This is a genomic window from Fictibacillus nanhaiensis (assembly GCF_049537595.1).
Classification (GTDB): domain Bacteria; phylum Bacillota; class Bacilli; order Bacillales; family Fictibacillaceae; genus Fictibacillus; species Fictibacillus nanhaiensis_F.
The window spans coordinates 2,142,282-2,160,333 of sequence record NZ_JBMULM010000001.1 but is presented as its reverse complement, the minus strand read 5'-3'; the positions used below and the strand labels follow the sequence as shown (position 1 = coordinate 2,160,333).

The window sequence follows — 18,052 nt, the reverse complement described above, 5'->3', positions numbered from 1 at the left end:
AGGAACGACGATGGGCAAAAGGATTGTATTCTTAAGCTTCGCGTTTCTTCTTTTTTTATCTGTTCAAAATAAAGCGCTTGCAGAAAAAAAGGAAGAACGATCATGGAAAGATGAAACGATCTATTTTATCATGGTGGACAGGTTCAACAATGGAGACAAGAAAAACGATTTTGATGTAGATCTTAATGACCCCACAGCTTACCATGGGGGAGACTTTAAAGGGGTCATGGATAAACTTGATTATCTTGATGACCTTGGAGTTACGGCAATTTGGCTAACGCCTGTCGTAAAGAACGAACCAGGAGGCTATCACGGTTATTGGACGGAGGATTTCTATGAAACGGAAGAACATTTCGGTTCAAAGGATGAGTTAAAGCAGCTTGTCAAAAAAGCGCATGATCGAGATATAAAAGTCATATTAGATCTTGTTGTAAATCATACAGGGTATAAACATCCTTGGTTAGAAGAGGCGTCAAAAAAGAATTGGTTTCACCCAGAAATGGAGATCGGCAACTGGGATAACCAAACAGAAGTTGAGAACGGCTGGCTCGCTGGTTTGCCCGATCTGAACACAGAGAACAATGAAACGCGTAAGTACTTACTCGACATGGCTGAATATTGGATCAAAGAAACTGACATCGATGGCTATCGGTTAGATACTGTAAAACATGTGCCAAAAGATTTTTGGCAAGAATTTTCAGAACGAGTGAATAAGACTAAGCCTGGATTTTATTTGATCGGTGAAGTTTGGCACAATGATCCAAGATATATTGCTGAGTATAATAAAGCAGGAATTCAATCGTTTGTAGATTATCCACTGTTTAATGAGATGGTCCGTATATTTAGACAAAGCGGGCAATCGCTTTCAGAGCTGAACGCTGTTTGGGAGCGCAACAAGTTCTATTATAGGGATCCGTATATGTTAGGAAATTTTATAGATAATCACGATAACATTCGATTTGTGCGGGAAGCACTGCTGAAGCAAGAAGATCCGGAAAAGAGGTTGAAGTTAGCTCTTACTTACCTTTACTCTGCACCTGGTATTCCTATCCTCTACCAAGGAACAGAGCATATGATGGATGGAGCCAAAGATCCAGACAACCGTCGCATGATGGACTTTACTCAGAATAAGAATTTTGAAAGGTTCGCTTCAAAATTAGGAAAGCTTAGACAGAAACATCCTGCACTTAGACGTGGCGATTATTCGATGATTGTTGATAAAGAGGGGAAAGCCGTTTTTAAACGGAAATATCAGGATGAAACACTTTATATCGCTTTTAACAATGATAAGAAGAAGTCAGCTATTTCTTTTTCGGATAAAAGCCTTCATAATAAAAAACTTGTGAGTCTGTTATCAGAAGAAGAGATAAAGGTGAACGATACTTCTGTTGAAATGAATATGGCTTCGGAATCAGCTGACATTTATTCTGTACAAGAAGCAGATTCCGATTGGAAGCTTTACTTAATAGCGGCAGCAATAATCGTTCTATTGTTGAGTTCTTTCTATATTTATAAAAAAAGAAAAAAACGCACTTTATAAAGTTGAAAAGTCTTATAACAAATCAATTTACCAAAAGAGCCGAAAACATTAAAAGTGGAAAGGAATTAATATTTCTTTTTTCCTACGAACGCTATACAATAATTGATGGAATAAAGTAAGCGTATACACTATGCCAAATAGTCTGAAAGGAGGACTATACATGTCAGTAACGATAAAAGACGTAGCAAAATTAGCAGATGTTGCACCTTCAACCGTTTCAAGAGTAATTGCTAATAATCCTCGAATTTCTGAAAAAACAAAACGAAAAGTTAAAGAAGCGATGGATTATCTTGGCTATCATCCAAACTTTAATGCAAGAAGTTTGGCAAACCGAAGCACTCAGGCGATCGGTCTTGTCATGCCTAGTTCTGCAGACAAAGCGTTTCAAAATCCGTTTTTTCCAGAAGTAATCAGAGGAATCAGTACGATTGCACATGAACAAGAATACGCCCTATACATGTCGACAGGTCATACAGAAGATGAAATCTTTGAAGGGGTTGTACGAATGGTACAAGGTCGTCGAGTGGATGGCATCGTTATGTTGTATTCACGTGTAGATGATCGGATTATGTGCTACCTGCAAGAACAGAAATTCCCGTTCACAGTAATTGGTAAGCCGTTTAAAAACGCTGAAAGTATCACACATATAGATAATGATAACTTCAAAGCTGCTCAAGAAATGACTGAATATCTCATATCGCTCGGTCACGAACGAATCGGCTTTGTAGGAGGAAACTTGAATCTAGTCGTAACCATCGACCGGTTATTAGGCTATGAAAAAGCGATACGAAATGCAGGACTGCCTTATAAAGATGAGTACATCGTTCATGAAGAGTTCTTAAAAGAAGGAGGGCAAGAAGCAGTAAAAGAGCTTCTTGCATTAAGAGAGCCACCGTCAGCACTTCTTGTTATAGATGACGTTATGTCCTTCGGTGTCTTGAGCACTTTAAACGAGCTAGGTGTGACCGTACCCGATGACATCTCGTTACTAAGTTTCAACAACGTTATGCTGTCCGAACTCTCATCACCTTCACTAACATCTGTAGACATCAATATCTTTAAACTCGGTTATGAGGCGGCTAAGGGACTCTTAGAATGCATTCAATGTCCCGAAAAAGAAGCAAAACGAGTAGTCGTACCCTTTCAGCTGATCGAAAGACAGACGTGCAGTAAAGTTAGCAAGAAGTAATAGTCAGTCTGATGGATTTAACGGGGTTTTAATGACCATGGGTAATCTGGAAAGCGAGCAACCTGGAGTGGAAATCAACAACTTTCAATACCAACAAAGTAAACCAAAAAAAGCCTCTAGGAAGATAACTTCAAATCTTCTCAGAGACTTTTTTCTTTAAGAGCCTTAATTACAGGTAGGATCGGCTGTTTGCTTTTACAAGAAAAAAAATCTTTAAAGGGATCATCTACATCTTTTATCCGATCTATGATTGAAGTAAGTGGATACTGTTCAGGATTTAATGAAGCATTTACTTCTTTCCAATATAGGGGAGTAGCCACTAAAGCATCGTCGTTTCCTCTTACAGAATAGGGAGCAATAATGGTTTTGCCTTCAGCGTGCTGAATGTAATCAATATAGCAACGGTTGCCACGATTCTTTTTTAATCGTTCGATCGTAAACCATTTCGGCTCACGTTCGATTAAATACTGAGCTAGAAACTCTGTGAATAGACGTGACTCATCAAATGTAACGGCTTGTTCGGGCAAAGGAATATAGATCTGCATTCCCTTATTACCGCTTGTTTTGATAAACGTGCAGAGATGTAACTTATCACAAACTTCTTTTATCAAAAGCGCTGCTTCTACCGATAGATGAAATTCCTTACGAGAGGGAGGATCTAAATCCATCACGATCTCTGAAGGGTGAACATTTTCAACTGTTCGGTAAGGAATGTGAAACTCAAATGCAAGCTGGTTTCCTAACCAGAGCAATGTAGGTAAGTTATTACAAACGATATAATTAATATCTTCTTCCATATTCGTATGTACATATTGTGGAGCATAATCTGGACAATTCTTTTGATAGAACTTTTCCTCACTCACTCCGTGAGGATATCTAATGACCGTTAAAGATCGATTCATCAAAAAAGGTAGCATATAAGGCGCTATTTGGGTTAAATAATTGATGTATTCAACTTTAATAATATCGTGATCCGGCCATAATGGTTTGTTAGGGCTTGTTAACGTTACGATCTCGCCGTTAACAGGAAGATCTACTTGTTCTTTTGAAGACTTTCCCATGTACATTCCTCCCAGTTTGTATCAAAACGAAATGAAACAAACCTTGGCTGTCTCAATTGATTTTTGTATAGTTCTAAATACGAAAGTTCTACACAAATCGAAGGTTCTATCATAATAAGCGTACCGTTCCTGTCTTTCATGTTTTTCTTAATGATTTGAATCAACGCTTCCTTCTCTTGAGGAGATATGCCATGAGAGAATAATCCAACAAACTGAACGGTCCCTTCATTCATTATGCCAACATGGAAAAAACCGTTTTCCGTATCATAACCCAATACGATAAAGGGATGATATTTAAGATTTTTCACTTTGATCCATTCGTTTGTTCGAAGTCCTGGAGTCCATTTATTAGAAAGACTCTTTGCTACAATTCCTTCACTCTTGTCAACTTGAACTCTTTTCGTTATTTCCGATCTTGCCGAAGTAAACGGAATAAAATTAAGGCAACTCTCAGGTGAAACTATATTACTTTGAACTCCTGCAACCTGAAGAAGACTCTGCAAGTTTTCTTTTCGTTCAAAAAAACTCCGCCGATAAATGTATTCATCCTTAATGGCTAGCAGATCGAATGCACAATAAGAAGAAGGATTTGTTTTACTAGCTTGTGCAATTTTACGAGATTGTTTTAGTCTGCCTCTTTTTTGAATGTGTTCAAAGTTGGCTTTATTTTCGTTTTCAAGAATGCAAAGTTCTCCATCTAATAAAAGAGGAAACATGTGATTAACACGTTGCTCAATGCTTTTAAGGTGATCTGCAACCTCAGGAAAAATACCATGCAGAGGATGACCATTTCTAGATGTCATGATCACATTTGAATGATCCCAGTAAAGTAAACATCTAAACCCGTCATATTTCACTTCATATACCCACTGATCTGCTATGGGCAATTCATTTGAAAGAGAAGGGAGCATCGGTTTTAAAAAGGGTTGGATCATGAACTAGCTTTCTTCTTTGCTGTTGACTTTTTCTTTTTAGGCTTTGTTTCTGTTGAATCATTGCTTTTCTTAGAACTTGTTTCTTTCGTCTTTTTACCTCTATCAGCAGTTTCTTTTCCTTTACTTTCATTGATAGAAGCTTGAAGTGCTTCCATAAGATCTACAACATTTGTTCTCGGTTTTTCTTTCGCAACTTTCACTTCATCACCAGAAATTTTTGAGTTAATCAATTCGAGAACCGTTTCACGATACTCGTCTTCATACTTTTCAGGCTCAAACGGGGCGGTTAATTGTTCAATAAGCTGTTTGGCCATCTCAACTTCTTTTTCATTAAGTGATACTTCATCTGTTAAACCAGGAACATGATCAACATTCCTTACTTCATCGGGATAAAAGATGGTTTCCAAGACTAGACCGTTTTTGTATACACGAACCGCTGCAAGGTGTTCTTTTGATCGAAGTGTGAACTTGGCAAGTCCGATCTTCCCAGTGTCTTCCATTGCCTTTTTTAAGAGGGCAAAAGATTTTGTACCGTTCTCGCCAGGTCCGACGAAATAGGAACGGTTATAAAAGATAGGATCAATTTCCTCTAACTTAATAAAATCGATGATCTCGATCGATTTATCAGAAACACCTGCTAGTTCATCGAGTTCCTCCTTTTCCACCACTACGAACTTACCGGGTTCATACTCATATCCTTTTACAATTTCTTTTGAGTCCACAGTCTCTTCACATACAGGGCAAATCTTTTCATATTGAACGGGACTATGGCATTTCTCATGTAAATATCTCATTTTAATATCTTTATTTTCAGTTGCTGCAAACAGCTTGATAGGAATATTTACAAGACCAAAGCTGATTGCGCCTTTCCACATCGTGTGCATGACAACCATCCTTTCAAAACTCATTTACAGATAGTTTCTCCATACGAATCGACATCATGTATATTTTTCCATAGTTTAAACAGATTTCGACAATGCATTGTAGAAACATGCAATTTCATTCATAATGAGAATAGAGTTTTTTAATAGGCTTTTTCCTAAAAATTGTTGTTTATTTGTATGTTCTTTTTACTTCCTATGGGAGTGATTGTAGCGTAAGGTGCAGACTCCTATGGGACGAGCGGTTAGTTGGAAATGTGGAAAATGGTTCGTTCAGCCCCTAAAAGCAAAAGGTAAATGGGCTAGGAAGTCACAGTTTGCCTTCTTGACTGATCAACTTTTGACATTCGAGGGGGCTAGTCACTGCAACTAGCTAGGAGGCTCACCGCACGCTCCTGGAAAGCGAGCAACCTGTAGCGGAAATCAACTACTATCGAAGAGCAACAATGTAAACGAAAACAGCCTTTCAATAAAAGGGTGATAAACATTGGATAGCAGTACAAACACACAATCAAATACAGAACTTGCTCAATTCTTAAACAACCAAAGAACAAGCATTGTAGAAAAATGGCTGGAAAACGTACTGTTGCCTCAAAATGACCCTTTCTATGAAGAAGTAAAAAAGAACGGTCATCAAACGATTGTAGAACTGATTCACTTTTTGGAAACAAGTTCACTGGATAGACTGCAAGCTCTAACGAGTAAGATCGCCAAGGAACGAATTGAAGCAAAAGCGAATGTTGGAGATTTTGTTCATAACATTAACGTCGGCCGGAGCATCGTCTATGAACTTTTAATGTGTTCGCTCTTAAATGACCAATTAAAAGGCGATGGCGTTCTAAAAATGCAAAGGTATTTTGATCAACTTGTCTTCTTGAGTGTTCAAGAATATACAGCGCTTAAGGATACGATCATTGACCGCAAAAACCAGTTTATCCAAGAGATGCACCACGATCGGTTAACCATGCTTGGACAGATTGCAGCCAGTTTTGCCCATGAATTTCGAAATCCACTTACTTCCGTTAAGGGCTTCATCTATCTTTTACAAAAAGAATTAGATAAGACGGACCAATCCGAGTATTATTTTGAGATCATACAAAATGAGATGCAGAGCCTTGAAGAAAAGATTACACAGTTTCTCTATTTATCAAAGATGAGAGGCTTACAAGATAAGCTCGAGAAAGTCTCGTTATCCTCACTTTTGAAAGAAATGCTTAACTTTATGTATCCGCGTTTTACTGAAACGAATATTGTAACCATTTCTCAGGTTGAAAATGACGTGTTTACAGAGGGCGACAGTTCACAGATCAAGCAGGTGTTATTGAACATCCTAGTGAATGCCGTCGAAGAATTAAGTGGCTGGAGTGGTGAGAGAAAGATTAAGGTTTCTTTAATGAAAAACGAAGACAATGTGGCAGAATTATCAATCTGTAATAATGGGAATCCGATTCCTGATTATTTACTTGAGAACGTTTTTGAACCATTTGTTACCACAAAGTCACTCGGAACAGGACTTGGACTTTCTGTTTGTAAACAGATCGTTGAAAAACATAACGGGACGATTGAAGTAAATTCAACAAGAGATGACACTTGTTTTACGATTAAATTTCCGATCATCTAATTCTTACCTTCTGACCAACTAAATATGGATATGAAAAAAAGCTCCCTTTTGTAAGGGGGCTTTTTCTTTAAAGATGATCAGGTTTTTTTGAGTATGGCTGTTTTCCTTTTTGTTTACTCTGGAGTTCTGCTTCATTTTTCAATTGATTCATTGCCTGATTATCTTCTGGACGTTTATTATTGTCTTTTGTATTATGGTGCGTCATAAAAATCCCTCCTGACTCTAACATCTGTCAGAAGGGGTCTCATTATTCATCATGTTTTAAGATACTTCTTTAGGTGTATTTAAGAAGAACAAGGCTATTGTTCCAGGACCTGCGTGTGCGCCGATCGCACAACCGATCATCGTAACTAGAATGTTTTTGTTTCCTGTTTCTTCAATAATCAAATTCTTTAAAGCTTTTGCCGTTTCAGTGTCATCAGCATGACTGATGCCGATCGTAATGTCATCGAGAGATGAAGCTCTTTCTTTCATGATTTCTACCATGCGTCCTAGAACTTTTTTCTTTCCACGTAGTTTTTCAAGTGGAAAAAGTTTTCCATCTTCCATGTGAAGAACAGGCTTAATTTTTAAAAGTGTCCCCATGACAGCTGCCGTTTTACTCACTCTGCCGCCGCGCAATAAATATTCAAGGTCATCAACGGTAAAAATATGTTCAAGGTGGTTCTGGTAGTGTTGAAGCGTGTGAAGAATCTCATCAAAGGATTTTCCTTCCTTGGCTTCTTTAGCTGCTTCATAGACCATCAAACCATAGCCTAATGATGCGGCTTGGCTATCATAGACTTCTATTTGAGCGTTTGGATATTCTTCAAGCACTTCATTTTTCATAAGTACAGCTGTTTGATACGTTCCACTGATTCCTGAAGATAAAGTGATATAGATGGCAGGTTGTCCATTTCTCGCACATGAAGTTAAAGTTTCTTTAATGATCGACGGAGGAACTTGAGCTGTTTTTGGGACGGCGCCTTCCTTCATATATGTATATAACTGTTTTGGTTCGATGTTAGATCGATCTAAATACTCTTCATCATTGACCTGTACGATTAGAGGCAGCATGATAATCTCGTATTCGTCCAATAATTGTTTAGGTAGATCAGATCCTGTATCGGATATTATCGTAGTCATTATTGTTCACCTGCTTGGCTTTTTTCTTTAGTTTAACTTGTGATGGAATGAAAAGGCAATGACCATGTTTGAAAAAATAGCTCTTATGACTATTGACGCGGGGTATCTTTATCTGTTAAAAATGAATCTTGGATTAATGAAAAAAGGAGGGACTCTCACTCATGACAGAACGTTTTCGTTTAAATGATCTAGGGATAACTGAACTTAAAAAGATCTTTTTTATAATCGTAGGAGCCCTGCTTAATGCCGTCTCACTTAACATGTTCTTAATACCGGCAAAGGTTTATGCGAGTGGATTTACAGGTGTTTCTCAGCTGATTTCATCACTGCTCGTTAATACGGATTTTCCGATCAGCACTGGTATTTTGTACTTATTATTTAATATTCCTGTGACGATTTTAGGCTGGCTGAAAGTAGGAAAGTCATTTACGGTATATAGTTTCTTGAGTGTCATCATGATCACGGCGTTTCTAGAGATCATACCTATTACAGTCGTTTCATCCGATATACTCTTGAATGCGGTTTTCGGCGGGGTTATCGCTGCATTAGGTGTTGGTGTTACATTGAAGTATGGAGCATCAACAGGAGGACTTGATATTATCGCCATGATCTTATCAAGAATGAAGAACAAGCCGATCGGTGGTTATTTCTTTATCCTTAATGGTTTGATCATACTTGCAGCAGGTTTCCTATTCGGTTGGGAGAAGGCGTTATATACGCTTGTAGCTCTCTATGTATCATCACGCGTTATTGACGCTGTACATACGCGTCATGAAAAACTAACAGCGATGATCGTTACGAAGAAGGGAAATGAGATCCAAGAGGCCATTCACGGAAAAATGGTTCGAGGCATTACAATAGTACCGGCTAAAGGCGCATTCTCTAAGCAAGATAAAGAGATGCTCATCATCGTGATCACACGCTATGAACTTTATGATCTAGAGAAAGTGCTTAAAGAGGTAGATCCGAATGCCTTCACAAATATCGTTCACACAACAGGCATCTACGGCTTCTTCAGAAATGACTAAGGGGTCTGACCCCACACAATTACAAACCATTCATTTTTGTACACACGGTATGGACAAGATCCATTCCGTGTGTTTTTTTTGTGAATGTTTTCAATAAAAACTCCATATAAAGGTAAAAATGAAAGTGAGGTGAATGAAAATATGAAGTCATTTAGAACACCGATTATCGCTTTACTAACTGTTTGCACCATTATCTTCTTACTGTCAGCTTGTAACAAAGAAGAAGATAAGCCTAAAGTTAAAGACGTTGAAGTAACTTCTCAACTCAATCCCGTTCTATCCATCCAGCAAAGAAACGATGGGATTGATGTGCTCGCCGTTCTTGAGAATCATAGCAATCATACGGTTACTCTATCTTTTAATCGTTCAAAAATGTTTGATGTGGCGATCTTGGATTCTTCGAAAAAAGAAGTTTTCAGACATTCTAAAGGAAAGAACTATGAGAAGAAACGAGAGGACGTACATATCAAAGCTCACGCAAGTCATATTTGGAAAACAAAGTGGAAGATTCCTGCAGAGAATAATAAAGCAGGCATATATACAGTTAAAGCAAATTTTCTACCTAATAAAATAGCACCAGGATCATTGAGGACTGAGAGTCTAACAGTAGAAGAAACGCTTACTCTTCAAGGCGGATCTGAAGAAATGATAAACGATGCTTTTCGAAATATACACTTTTCAGGTAAAGACGGTACATATAAAGTATCAGGGGAGGCAAGAGTGTTTGAAGGCTCATTTGCCTATTCTGTTTCTGATGGTCATAACGTTTTTATCGAAAAGAATGAACAAGTCGAGAAAGGCGGGCCAGATTGGGCTCCATTTTCGTTTGAAGTTAAAATTCCGGAGGATGATCTGCCGATAAACGGTACGCTCATGCTCGAACTGTTTTACTATAGTCCTAAGAACGGGGAAAAAGCAGATACACTAGCAGTGCCGCTTGAGTCCTTTAAATAAGGTCTTTATTAAAAGGTTGTTGCTTTTAACTCCTTGTCACCTTTGACAACTGTGGAAGGTGCGTGCCTACCACCTGAAATGCATCTCGCAAGGCATGCGACGAGGAAGCTTGCTCCGCTAGCATTAACTTGTAGACGCAGGAGCAAGGAGCATAAAGGCGGACAGTTCGAAAAGTGGAAGTGGCTCGTTCAGCCCCTACAAGCAAAAGTTGAATGGGCTATGAAGGCGCACTTTTCATCACAGACCGTTAAACTTTTCACCTAGAGGGTCTAGCCACTGTAACTAGACAGCTTAGACACTTAAGAGTGATACGTACGAATGTGGCTCAGCGTCTGCCCCGTGGAAAGCGAGCAGCCTTGAACGGAAATCAACACTTCCAAAGGCAACAATGTTTACGAAAACTGGCTTTTTCACAAAAAATCACCAACAAAAAACCAGCCCGGTCGTAAAGGCTGGTGTAAACAACTTAAGCATTTTCTTCTAATGCTTTTTGAATTTCTGGCATCAATTCGTTCCAGTCACTGTCATTTGTTTTATTTACTGTAATAAAGTTTTCAAAACCAAAAATCGATTCTACTCCATCAATGGATAATAGTGCTTTAGCTAGAGGGGAGTCTGAATCATCACCTACACGTGCAGAAAGTCTTCCTTCTAGAAATTTCTCTGAACCATCAAATTTGATTGCGTTAGGATTCGGTGTTGGTTGGATCGAAAATTCTACTGCCATTACGAACACTCCTTAAAATAATAGTATTAAAAATGAAATGCATATCTTTTAGAGATGATATCATGGAAATCCAATGAATTGTACAGATGCTTCGTAACAGAGTTGTTGATTCCTGTTTCAAGTTCAATGGATTTGATACCATCTCTCTCAGCCCAATAGATCAAGTGTAGCAAAAGTTTACGGGCGATTCCTCTGTTTCGATGCTCCTCATGTACATAAAGCTCATTTAACCAAAGGTAAGGTCCACCGATCCGAAGACTTACTCCTAAGTTAAAAAAGGCAAGTCCAATCACGGAGTTTTCTTCTTCTGCAATGATGATTCCGCTTTTATCTGGGTTTTCAAGCGCCATCTTAATACCAGCAAACGTTCTGGATTTCTCTTCTGGCTCACCGTCCATCGTACGCTGCTGTAAGAATAAATGGGCAATTTCTTCAATGATATGAGTTTCAGCTTCATTCGTTACACGATATATTTTCATACAATGCCCCCAAAATTACTCTAAAAACATAAGATATCTTCTTCACATAACACATTATAACAAAAATAATAGCGGTTTGACGTTTGATAAATGGTAATTTCTTTCGAATAGTTTAATTAGAGATAATCGATAGAGGAGATGAGAAGAAAATGAAGACTCTTGTATGTTTTGGAGACAGCATCACATCAAAAGAAAAGAGTAAAGATGGCTCACTTAGATTAACTTCCCGTTTGAGACAAGAATTAACCGAGTGGGTTGTAATGAATGCTGGGATACCTGCAGAGACGACGAGAGCTGCCCTTGTGAGACTGCAAGATGACGTTCTTCGGCATCATCCTGATATTGTCACCATTCTTTTTGGTGCCAACGATTCAAGCGATCATAGACTTATTCCATTAGCAGAATACGAAAAGAACCTAACATATATGGTGAATAAAATCGGAGCTGATAAAGTCATCCTGATCAGTCCAGCTCCCGTGTTTGAAGACCAACAGAAAGCTCGAACGAATGATAGGATGAAAAAATACGCACAAACCGTAAAAAAAGTAGCGAAACAAGAGGGGACATCTTATATACCATTGTTTGAAATACTAGTTGATAAGAACATTCAAAAATACGTAATTGATGATGGTCTTCATTTTAATAAAATGGGATATGAACAGCTTAGTGAACTTGTGTTAAGAAAAATCAAAACTTTGACTTCCATCACATTTCCAAAAAAACAGCTTTCTCCTTGAAAAAGAGAAAGCTGTTCCTTTTTAACCATTTAATTTAGGCGATCAGGGTTTTCTTCTAATAAGCTCTCGGCGTCTTCTAAACTTAAGCCAGTCGCTTGCGTAAATGACTGAGGCTGACTTGTCTCCGAGTGTTGGTTTTCAGCATGTTGAGAACCAGAATTCACATGAGACGAAACACCCGTGTGTCTATCCAATTCTTTTTGAAATTCTGCCAACTGAGCACGCTCTGCATCAGAAGAATTAGCCATTGCAGAAGAAAGAGCATTTTGTGCTACTTCTTTGTCATGACCAGAAAGTTCAGCATGAGGGGCATGCTCACTGTTAGAAATCTGGTTATTTAAATCATGGGTTGAATGTTGTACCTTTCCTACAGCTTGTTGAACGGCATTTCTCGCGATTTGAAATAATCTGTTAGCCATCGTTATATGCCTCCTAATGAATTTCTTTCTTCTTTTTCACGTTTGCGATCTTGTTGCTCATCTTTACTGAAAGCCATTGTTGTTTCCTGACTTACCATATCAGCACCTTGCTTGATTGAACGTTTGGAACGACTTTTTTTACTCATTGGAATTCCTCCTTTTCTCCCGTACGTTTAGTTTTTACCGTAAGAAGTACAATATGTAGCTAGAAACTTCAAACGCTTTAAAAAAGAAATGGAAAAAAGATCTCCAGCTAACAGTCAGCTGAAGATCTTTAACGTGCTTAAACAAGTTTTAGAATATTTTTTAAGTAATGTGCAATACCTTCTTCTTCGTTTGTGAGGGTGACATAATTAGCGCGTGATTTAAGTTCATCGATCGCATTTCCCATTGCCACTCCATGACCTGCATATTCGATCATTTCAAAATCATTGTCTTCATCTCCAAAAGCTACAATACGTTCTTGTGGGATGTTGTAGTATGCGGCGACTTTCTCTAGACCTGAAGCTTTGCTGATACCTGAGCGAATGACCTCTATAATGTTCCATGGAGCTGCCCAAACTCTTTGGTCGACAACTTCAGCATGTTCCTTTTGGAGCATCGCTCTTAATTCCGAGATATGATGGTCTTCTGGATGAACCAGAATGGCCGTAGGGTCATCTTTTAAAGTTTTATGAAGGTCACCAATTTGAAGAGGATTTTCATTCATGATGAAAGTATTAACAATAACTTCATCAGGTTTCTTTAGATAGACATCATCAAGAACCTCAACCATAATATTCTTAACTTTAAACGTCTCACATGCTGTAATGATACGTTTTGCAACGTCCAGTTCAAGTGGGGAATGGTGAATACCAAAACTTGCATCATGTGGATGATGAACAAAGGCTCCATTAAAATTCACTATAGGAGTGTTGAGTTCTAACTCCTCGTAATACATGTTAGATGACCGAAAAGGGCGACCAGTAGATATACAAACATGATGACCATGATCGATCAATTGAAAAAGTAGTTCTTTTGTTTTTCTAGGAATTTTTTTCTCATCGTTTAATAAAGTTCCATCAAGATCTAATGCAATTAAGTAAGGTTGTGTCACGAAAGTACCTGCCTTTTTTAGGATGCTTATATAAAGTGTATTATTTTACTTACAAAAAGTCTATTCATACAGGGCGTCTTTCATGAAAAAGAAACATGTCTCATGATAAGATGGAAAAAAAGAGAAAGAGGAGATATACACATGGTATGTATACAAAAAGGAACGATCGGCGATATTCCTTTCTTACTTGCAGAAAAAAAAGAGAATGCGGGTAAACCGTTGCCGCTTTTCATTTTCATACACGGATACACGAGTGCCAAAGAACATAATTTACATTTTGCATATTCACTAGCTGAAAAAGATTTTCGAGTAATCTTACCAGATGCCTTACATCATGGAGAACGAATCGTGGCGAACCCACCCAAGTCGATGGAATATGACTTTTGGAACATCGTTCAACAAGGCATTCAAGATGTAAACCGTATTATGGATTGGGCAAAAGAAAACGAGTTTGTACTAGAAGATCAAGTAGCTGTCGGTGGAACTTCAATGGGGGCTATCATCACTTACGGATCACTCGTCAACAATCCGAAAATCAGTGCTGGATGTGCACTTATGGGAACGCCAGCTCATGAGAAATTTGCAAGATGGCAGATCGAAAGAATTCAAAATGCAGGTTACGATATTCCCCTCACAGTCGAAGAGCTTGAGAATTCTATATCTTCCTTAAAGGATTACGACCTTACACGTAACCTTGATAAGTTAAACAATCGTCCGTTATTTATTTGGCATAGTGAAGTTGATGCTGTAATTCCGTATCAGTTTGCAAAACCATACGTACAATCCTTAACCGAGAAAAATAGAGCATCCGTGTACATGAACGACAAAACTTCTGGTCACAAGGTTTCACGTGCTGCCTATTTAAACGCAGTTGAGTGGATCGCACAACAATTAAAAGCAAAAAAAGAAACGGTGTAAGTTTTACCCCGTTTCTTCAAGTTTTAGCCGATATGTTCGTTTAGGTTGATACATATGGTCGATTTCGTCAATTTGCTTTTGCAGAGAATGCATGATGCGAAGGGAAAAAACTCCCTGTTCATTAAATTCTTCTGGGATGTCGGTAATGGTTACTTTATAGCCGGACCGGTGGTAATATTCATAAGAAACCTTCATTCGATCAACATCCTTTCCATAATTTAAAAAAATAATAACAAATATAGATGTAAAAGTAAACTGAAAAGTGTTTATATTCTGAAAATTAAAAGGGGTGAAATTTTGCCAGTTACAAAACGAACACCGCTACCAGTTGCAGAGGCAGTAAATAAAATCATGAATCATACCCGATTATGGGAAATCGAAAAAGTTTCGATCATTGAGTGTGATCATCGTATATTGGCAGAGGATCTTACAGCTACCCATGATGTTCCTCCTTTTAATCGTTCTCCTTATGATGGGTTTGCTATTCGTTCAGGTGATTCTAAAAATGCTTCAATGGATCATCCCATCACATTGAGGGTTGTAGAGACAATTGGAGCAGGACAAGTTGCTGAACATGATGTAGAAAGCGGAATGGCAGTTCGGATTATGACAGGAGCCAAAATTCCCGATGGTGCTGATGCAGTTATCATGTTAGAACTAGTAAAAGAGCTTGTTATCGATGGTGAAACCCATATCCAAATAAAAAGATCTGTTAAAAAGGATGATAACATTTCTTTTCAAGGTGAAGACACACAAGATGGTACTGTTTTAGTGAAAGCAGGAACTAAAATCACGCCAGGAATTGTTGCAATTCTTGCCACGTTCGGATACCACACTCTTTCGGTTTACAAAAGACCTGTTGTTGGCATTCTTTCAACAGGAACAGAACTACTTGACGTAAATGAAGATCTAGAGCCAGGAAAAATAAGAAACAGCAATGCATACATGTGTGCAGCTCAAGTTAGAGCGATGGGTGCAGAAGTTAAACTTTATAAACATCGTGAAGACAATTTTGACTCTTTGTATAAAAGTATCAAGGAATCACTGCAAGAGACCGATGTTTTGATCACAACAGGGGGAGTATCTGTTGGAGATTACGATTTTCTTCCGGAAGTATACAAAAAGCTTGGTGCAGAAGTTCTATTTAATAAAGTTGCCATGCGACCAGGCAGTGTAACGACGGTTGCGATCTTCGAAGATAAATGGCTTTTTGGGCTTTCTGGAAACCCATCAGCTTGCTTTGTTGGCGCTGAACTTTTTGTGAGGCCTGTGATTTTAAAAGGAATGAATAGGATAAAGCCACACTGCAGAGTTACAAAGGCAACACTTTCAAGTGATTTTCCAAAACCAAATCCGTTTACGCGTTTTGTTAGGGCTACTCTATCAGAGGAGATCGATGGAAATGTTGTAACACCTGCTGGTCTAGATAAGTCTAGTTCTGTTTCTTCTTTAGTTGAAGCGAATTGCCTGATCGTTTTGCCTGGCGGTACGCGGGGGTGGGAAAAGGGAAGTGAAGTTGGTGTAATCACTTGGCATGGCGAAGGGAGCGAATGGCCGTGGGATCACCCGTTATTCTCCAAGTCGTCGGCTATCAGAACAGCGGAAAAACAACTTTAATCAGTAAGCTACTTAAGGAGTTAGGGAAACGCTATATTCAGGTTGGAGTCATTAAACACCATGGTCACGGAGATCGCGTAGATTTTAATGATGCTGGAAAAGATACAGAGCAACATCGAAATGCTGGCGCTTATATAACATGCGTTACTTCTTCTAATAACTCTATATTAACCATGGATTCAGAATTACCATTGAATAAAGCAATTGCCCTATATGAAACACTTGAAATGGATTGTATTCTAATAGAAGGGTATAAACATCATCCGTTTCCTCGAGTCGTCCTTTTGCGAAACGAGATAGAAGATATGGATCTTGTGCTGAATTCTCATGAAGTGATTGCAGCTATCCATTCCAAAAAACCTGAGGGTACTATTTTGCAGAAATCAAATAGTCCCCAATTCATGAGGGACGATGAAGAAGGATGGATAAACTGTTTAATCACCTACATCACTCAGCAATATCGAAGGAGAGTGGATCATGAAAATGTTTAAGATAACATCTGAACTCATAAATAATCAAGACGTTATTGATTCTGTCGTTCACCATAATGCAGGAGCCATTTCTGTATTCATCGGTACGGTTAGAGAAATGACAGGACAAAAACAAACCAAATTCCTTCATTATGAAGCTTATGTACCTATGGCCGAAAAACAACTTGAAAGAATTGGAACCGAAATTCAAGAAAAATGGCCAAGTGCCATCACGGCGATTACACATCGAATTGGAACGCTGCAAATATCCGATATCGCAGTAACGATCGCAGTATCTACTCCTCATCGGCACGATGCTTTTGAAGCAAGTCGGTATGCGATTGAGCGCATCAAAGAGATAGTGCCCATCTGGAAAAAGGAGCATTATACGGATGGGGAAGAGTGGGTAGGTAATCAAAAAGGTACAAGAACCTATCCTGCTGGACATCCAGAGGGGGTAGTGAAATGATGATCAACATCTTATTGTTTGCGGATTTAGCTCAGCAGGCAGAAACAGAAAGAATTTCGATTGAAGTTCATTCTCCTCTTAATGTAGAAGAAGTTAGAACCTTGTTGCAGAATGAAGTTGGTAAACTTTCTGGTATTGAAAATGCACTACTTGCTGTAAATGAGGAATATGTAGAGTTAACAGATCAAGTGAACGATGGTGACACTGTAGCGTTCATACCTCCTGTTAGTGGGGGTTAATGCGCCAATTCAAAAATGGGATGTCTAAGGAACCTGCCACTTGTTAGTATGCAGGTTTCTTTTTGATTTGCTCAAGAGTTTTTATACTCCTGTGCTTTTATGCTCGTTCGCGAATTATCATGCTCTTTATTAGGCCCACAAGAAAGACAGAAATTTTGATTATTAACGATATGTCCTTGAAAAAAACCATCTATACAAAATAACTGCACACCGCAAATTGAACATGTTCCAACTAGTTCCTTCATACCTTCATCTCCTTCGCTTTAAACGATTTGACTTTTTCATACGAGGAAGCGCTGATGCCGGCTGTTTACGAAGCCACTTTAAAAATTTTTTAAGTTCGGGAGTATCTCTTAGTTTTTCAACCGTGCTGTATAGGGATGCTAGTTCAGAATTTGTATACAAAAAATGAATCTGTTTATGACATGGCACACAAAGATATGCTGTTTTTGAAAATCTGCCGCCTTCTTCTTTTGGAATCAAGTGATGAACGGTTAATTCTACTGGTTCTCTTCTACAAAGTTCACATGTACCTTTCTCCACGCTT

The 18,052-nt window shown here is 38.5% G+C and carries 24 protein-coding genes; 11 read left to right on the top strand and 13 right to left on the bottom strand.

Annotated elements, in window-relative coordinates; translation table 11 throughout:
* The first annotated feature begins 10 nt into the window (after positions 1-10).
* Together ACOZ9X_RS10960 and ACOZ9X_RS10955 are read left to right on the top strand one after the other, a co-directional pair.
* Complete coding sequence (locus ACOZ9X_RS10960; RefSeq protein WP_423418140.1) at positions 11-1,540, top strand: alpha-amylase family glycosyl hydrolase; 1,530 nt, start codon at positions 11-13, stop codon at positions 1,538-1,540.
* A 160-nt stretch (positions 1,541-1,700) separates the two neighbouring features.
* Positions 1,701-2,729 (top strand): LacI family DNA-binding transcriptional regulator, encoded by a 1,029-nt coding sequence (locus tag ACOZ9X_RS10955; RefSeq protein ID WP_423418139.1) that lies wholly within the window; start codon positions 1,701-1,703, stop codon positions 2,727-2,729.
* Between the two features lie 140 nt (positions 2,730-2,869).
* On the opposite strand, the gene ligD is transcribed toward ACOZ9X_RS10955, so the two are convergent.
* From ligD to ACOZ9X_RS10940, 3 genes are read right to left on the bottom strand one after another with little or no spacing between them, the layout of a single operon-like run.
* Entirely contained in the window at positions 2,870-3,790 is a 921-nt protein-coding gene (ligD, locus tag ACOZ9X_RS10950) for a non-homologous end-joining DNA ligase (protein ID WP_423418138.1), read from the bottom strand.
* Positions 3,763-4,725, bottom strand: a complete 963-nt coding sequence (locus tag ACOZ9X_RS10945; protein ID WP_423418137.1) for an RNA ligase family protein — start codon at positions 4,723-4,725, stop codon at positions 3,763-3,765. The genes ligD and ACOZ9X_RS10945 overlap by 28 nt, the downstream gene beginning before the upstream one ends.
* The gene (locus ACOZ9X_RS10940; protein WP_423418274.1) at positions 4,722-5,609 is read right to left on the bottom strand and encodes a Ku protein; all 888 of its coding nucleotides are present in this window, start codon (positions 5,607-5,609) and stop codon (positions 4,722-4,724) included. The genes ACOZ9X_RS10945 and ACOZ9X_RS10940 overlap by 4 nt, the downstream gene beginning before the upstream one ends.
* Before the next feature lie 484 nt (positions 5,610-6,093).
* Here ACOZ9X_RS10940 and ACOZ9X_RS10935 point away from each other — a divergent pair, with 484 nt between their 5' ends.
* Positions 6,094-7,227 carry a histidine kinase N-terminal domain-containing protein gene (locus ACOZ9X_RS10935; protein ID WP_423418136.1) on the top strand — a complete coding sequence of 378 codons (1,134 nt, stop codon included), beginning with the start codon at positions 6,094-6,096 and terminating at the stop codon, positions 7,225-7,227.
* Between the two features lie 67 nt (positions 7,228-7,294).
* On the opposite strand, the gene ACOZ9X_RS10930 is transcribed toward ACOZ9X_RS10935, so the two are convergent.
* Together ACOZ9X_RS10930 and ACOZ9X_RS10925 are read right to left on the bottom strand one after the other, a co-directional pair.
* The gene (locus ACOZ9X_RS10930) at positions 7,295-7,432 is read right to left on the bottom strand and encodes a hypothetical protein (protein WP_416731286.1); all 138 of its coding nucleotides are present in this window, start codon (positions 7,430-7,432) and stop codon (positions 7,295-7,297) included.
* 56 nt (positions 7,433-7,488) lie between these two features.
* On the bottom strand, positions 7,489-8,352 hold the full coding sequence (locus ACOZ9X_RS10925; RefSeq protein ID WP_423418135.1) for a DegV family protein: 864 nt from the start codon (positions 8,350-8,352) through the stop codon (positions 7,489-7,491).
* Between the two features lie 161 nt (positions 8,353-8,513).
* Here ACOZ9X_RS10925 and ACOZ9X_RS10920 point away from each other — a divergent pair, with 161 nt between their 5' ends.
* Together ACOZ9X_RS10920 and ACOZ9X_RS10915 are read left to right on the top strand one after the other, a co-directional pair.
* Positions 8,514-9,380, top strand: a complete 867-nt coding sequence (locus ACOZ9X_RS10920; RefSeq protein WP_423418134.1) for a YitT family protein — start codon at positions 8,514-8,516, stop codon at positions 9,378-9,380.
* Positions 9,381-9,521: 141 nt separating this feature from the next.
* Positions 9,522-10,334, top strand: coding sequence for a BsuPI-related putative proteinase inhibitor (locus ACOZ9X_RS10915; protein WP_423418133.1), 813 nt, complete (start codon positions 9,522-9,524; stop codon positions 10,332-10,334).
* Between the two features lie 291 nt (positions 10,335-10,625).
* On the opposite strand, the gene ACOZ9X_RS10910 is transcribed toward ACOZ9X_RS10915, so the two are convergent.
* From ACOZ9X_RS10910 to ACOZ9X_RS10900, 3 genes are read right to left on the bottom strand one after another with little or no spacing between them, the layout of a single operon-like run.
* Complete coding sequence (locus ACOZ9X_RS10910; RefSeq protein WP_423418132.1) at positions 10,626-10,748, bottom strand: hypothetical protein; 123 nt, start codon at positions 10,746-10,748, stop codon at positions 10,626-10,628.
* Between the two features lie 52 nt (positions 10,749-10,800).
* On the bottom strand, positions 10,801-11,061 hold the full coding sequence (locus ACOZ9X_RS10905) for a NifU N-terminal domain-containing protein (protein ID WP_066393044.1): 261 nt from the start codon (positions 11,059-11,061) through the stop codon (positions 10,801-10,803).
* Positions 11,062-11,087: 26 nt separating this feature from the next.
* Entirely contained in the window at positions 11,088-11,540 is a 453-nt protein-coding gene (locus ACOZ9X_RS10900) for a GNAT family N-acetyltransferase (RefSeq protein ID WP_066393046.1), read from the bottom strand.
* A gap of 149 nt (positions 11,541-11,689) precedes the next feature.
* Here ACOZ9X_RS10900 and ACOZ9X_RS10895 point away from each other — a divergent pair, with 149 nt between their 5' ends.
* Complete coding sequence (locus ACOZ9X_RS10895; RefSeq protein WP_423418131.1) at positions 11,690-12,277, top strand: GDSL-type esterase/lipase family protein; 588 nt, start codon at positions 11,690-11,692, stop codon at positions 12,275-12,277.
* Positions 12,278-12,306: 29 nt separating this feature from the next.
* On the opposite strand, the gene ACOZ9X_RS10890 is transcribed toward ACOZ9X_RS10895, so the two are convergent.
* The 3 genes from ACOZ9X_RS10890 to ACOZ9X_RS10880 all read right to left on the bottom strand — a co-directional run bounded on the left by ACOZ9X_RS10890 (position 12,307) and on the right by ACOZ9X_RS10880 (position 13,792).
* A complete protein-coding gene (locus tag ACOZ9X_RS10890) occupies positions 12,307-12,696 on the bottom strand; it encodes a DUF3813 domain-containing protein (RefSeq protein WP_423418130.1) in 390 nt (129 codons plus the stop codon).
* 2 nt (positions 12,697-12,698) lie between these two features.
* Complete coding sequence (locus ACOZ9X_RS10885) at positions 12,699-12,842, bottom strand: hypothetical protein (RefSeq protein ID WP_198766847.1); 144 nt, start codon at positions 12,840-12,842, stop codon at positions 12,699-12,701.
* Between the two features lie 137 nt (positions 12,843-12,979).
* Positions 12,980-13,792 (bottom strand): Cof-type HAD-IIB family hydrolase, encoded by an 813-nt coding sequence (locus ACOZ9X_RS10880; protein WP_423418129.1) that lies wholly within the window; start codon positions 13,790-13,792, stop codon positions 12,980-12,982.
* 141 nt (positions 13,793-13,933) lie between these two features.
* Here ACOZ9X_RS10880 and ACOZ9X_RS10875 point away from each other — a divergent pair, with 141 nt between their 5' ends.
* The gene (locus ACOZ9X_RS10875) at positions 13,934-14,710 is read left to right on the top strand and encodes an alpha/beta fold hydrolase (RefSeq protein ID WP_423418128.1); all 777 of its coding nucleotides are present in this window, start codon (positions 13,934-13,936) and stop codon (positions 14,708-14,710) included.
* Between the two features lie 3 nt (positions 14,711-14,713).
* Here ACOZ9X_RS10875 and ACOZ9X_RS10870 read toward each other — a convergent pair whose 3' ends face one another.
* Positions 14,714-14,905: a hypothetical protein gene (locus ACOZ9X_RS10870; protein WP_137789879.1), complete on the bottom strand. Its 192-nt coding sequence runs from the start codon at positions 14,903-14,905 to the stop codon at positions 14,714-14,716.
* A 102-nt stretch (positions 14,906-15,007) separates the two neighbouring features.
* On the opposite strand from ACOZ9X_RS10870, the gene ACOZ9X_RS10865 reads away from it, so the two are divergent.
* From ACOZ9X_RS10865 to moaD, 4 genes are read left to right on the top strand one after another with little or no spacing between them, the layout of a single operon-like run.
* A complete protein-coding gene (locus ACOZ9X_RS10865) occupies positions 15,008-16,327 on the top strand; it encodes a molybdenum cofactor synthesis domain-containing protein (protein WP_423418127.1) in 1,320 nt (439 codons plus the stop codon).
* Positions 16,267-16,818, top strand: a complete 552-nt coding sequence (mobB, locus tag ACOZ9X_RS10860) for a molybdopterin-guanine dinucleotide biosynthesis protein B (RefSeq protein WP_423418126.1) — start codon at positions 16,267-16,269, stop codon at positions 16,816-16,818. The genes ACOZ9X_RS10865 and mobB overlap by 61 nt, the downstream gene beginning before the upstream one ends.
* On the top strand, positions 16,811-17,266 hold the full coding sequence (locus ACOZ9X_RS10855; protein ID WP_423418273.1) for a molybdenum cofactor biosynthesis protein MoaE: 456 nt from the start codon (positions 16,811-16,813) through the stop codon (positions 17,264-17,266). The genes mobB and ACOZ9X_RS10855 overlap by 8 nt, the downstream gene beginning before the upstream one ends.
* The gene (moaD, locus tag ACOZ9X_RS10850; RefSeq protein ID WP_423418272.1) at positions 17,266-17,505 is read left to right on the top strand and encodes a molybdopterin converting factor subunit 1; all 240 of its coding nucleotides are present in this window, start codon (positions 17,266-17,268) and stop codon (positions 17,503-17,505) included. Before ACOZ9X_RS10855 ends, moaD begins: the two co-directional genes overlap by 1 nt.
* 249 nt (positions 17,506-17,754) lie before the next feature.
* Here moaD and ACOZ9X_RS10845 read toward each other — a convergent pair whose 3' ends face one another.
* On the bottom strand, positions 17,755-18,048 hold the full coding sequence (locus ACOZ9X_RS10845) for an HNH endonuclease (RefSeq protein WP_423418125.1): 294 nt from the start codon (positions 18,046-18,048) through the stop codon (positions 17,755-17,757).
* Between the last annotated feature and the right edge of the window lie 4 nt (positions 18,049-18,052).